We start from the raw sequence: 2009 nt of genomic DNA on the forward strand, positions 1-2009 counted from the left end.
GTGACATGACGGACAACGCGATCGTCTCCTGGCTGCGGAGCCCGATGGGCATCGGCAGCGTGGTGCTGCTGCTGTTCGGCGGCGCGGTCGTCTTCGGCCTCAATTCGACCCACGGCATGCCGCTGGCCGAGCGGCGCGAGGTGCGAGTTGCCTTCGAGGACCTCAGCGGCCTCAACACGGGTGATGACGTGCGCATCGCCGGCAACCGGGTGGGCTACGTCGACGACCTGGTCCTCGAGGACGGCGTCGCGGTCGCGGTGCTCAAGCTCGACGACCCCGACACGCAGCTCTACGAGAACGCCCGCGCGGCCCGGATCTCCGACCGCTCGGGGCTGGGGCAGAAGTTCGTGACCCTCGACCCGGGCGACCCCGCGACCGGCGAGCTGCGCTCCGACGCAGTGATCCCGGCCGACGAGACCGTCAAGACGGAGGACATCAACGAACTCCTCGACGTCTTCGACGAGCGCACCCGGCGCGGCGCCTCGACCGCCCTGAAGAACCTCGGAGGCGGGATGGTCGGCCACGGCGAGGACCTGCACGCGCTGGTCCGCAACGCACCCGAGCTCGTGGACTCGACCGGCACGGTGTCGCGCGCGCTGGCCGCCGGGGACGGCGTACCGCTGGAGGACCTGCTGGTCTCGGCCGAGCGCTTCACCGGACGCATGGCGACGCGCTCGGACGAGCTCGCCGCTCTCGTCGAGGAGATGGCGGTGACCGTCGACGCGTTCGCCGCCGACGACGGCAACCAGGTGCGGGCGTCGCTCGACCAGGCACCCGACACCCTCGACGCCGCGCACGCCGCACTGTCGGGTCTCGACGCCCCACTCGCCGACCTCGCCGTGGCGATGCGCCAGGTGCGACCGGGCGCCTCCGCCCTCGGCCGGTCGACCCCCGACCTGCGCGCCTTCCTCCGAGAGGGGGTCGTGCCCCTGGAGAAGGTGCCGGGGGTCAATGCGGACGCCGAGGTGGGCGTCGTCGCGCTGGACGACCTCGTCGCGGACGCCCGTCCCCTCGTCGACCAGCTGCGCAAGACCGGTCGCACGGGTGCGCCGCTCGCCCGTGTCGTCGGTGACTACGCCGAGGACATCGCCTACTTCCACACCAACGCGTCGGGTGCGCTGTCCAGCGGCGACAGTGCCGGCCACTGGCTGCGGATCCTGCTCCTGCCCGGTGTCGAGTCCCTCGGGGTGCCCGGGTCGGCGACACGTGACCCCTACCCGGCTCCCGGAGAGACCCGGTGAGGGCGATGAGGAAGTCGACCACGAGGACCAGCAGGACGAGGAGGAGTGCGGTGAGGTCCGGTCCGCGCCTGACGGCGCTGCAGCTCGGGAAGATCTTCGTCGCGGTCGCCGCCGTGTCCGGGGCGCTGCTCTTCCAGAAGGCCCAGCTGTCCGCGATGCTGCGACCCGGTGACACGGTCGAGATCCAGTTCACCGAGGCGCACCGGCTGCGCAGCTCGGTCTCGGACGTGAAGATGGCCGGCGTCGAGATCGGCGTCGTGCGCTCCGTCGAGGACGAGGACGGGGTGACCACCGTCGAGGTCAAGGTCGACTCCGAGGCCCGGCAGGCGATGGGCACCGCCCCTTCGGCGCGGGTCCGCCCGACCACGCTCCTCGGCGGCAACTACTACGTCGAGATCGTGCCCGGCGGACGTCGTGGTGAGTTCACCGGCACCATCCCGGTCGAGCGCACCGAGCTCCCCGTGGAGCTCGACGGCGTCGCGAGCGTCTTCGCCTCCGATGCCCGCCGCGGCGTACGCAGCAGCACCAAGGCGCTCGACGAGACCCTCGACGCCGGGGGCACCCGGGCGCTGCGCGACCTGCTCGAGTCGGCACCCTCGACCCTGCGCTCGACCGACGACGTACTCCGGGCGTTCCAGGGCACCGACCCCGAGAACGACCTGTCCCGGTTGGTCGACGGCGGAGAGAACGCCTCGACCGTGCTGTCGTCGGAGAACGTCAGGCTGGCCCGCACCATCGAGGACCTCGCCGCGACGGCGGGCGTGCTCG

General features: G+C 72.0%; 2 protein-coding genes. Both read left to right on the plus strand.

The window, feature by feature from the left end; all coding sequences use genetic code 11:
- The coding region (locus tag E9934_RS19290) for an MlaD family protein (RefSeq protein WP_136564532.1) at window positions 1-1241 on the plus strand (1241 nt) is incomplete at its 5' end.
- Window positions 1242-1291: 50 nt separating this feature from the next.
- Window positions 1292-2009, plus strand: a 718-nt coding sequence (locus tag E9934_RS19295) for an MlaD family protein (RefSeq protein ID WP_158295079.1), incomplete at its 3' end; no start/stop codon positions are given.

It is taken from the genome of Nocardioides caeni (assembly GCF_004912195.1).
GTDB lineage: Bacteria > Actinomycetota > Actinomycetes > Propionibacteriales > Nocardioidaceae > Nocardioides > Nocardioides caeni.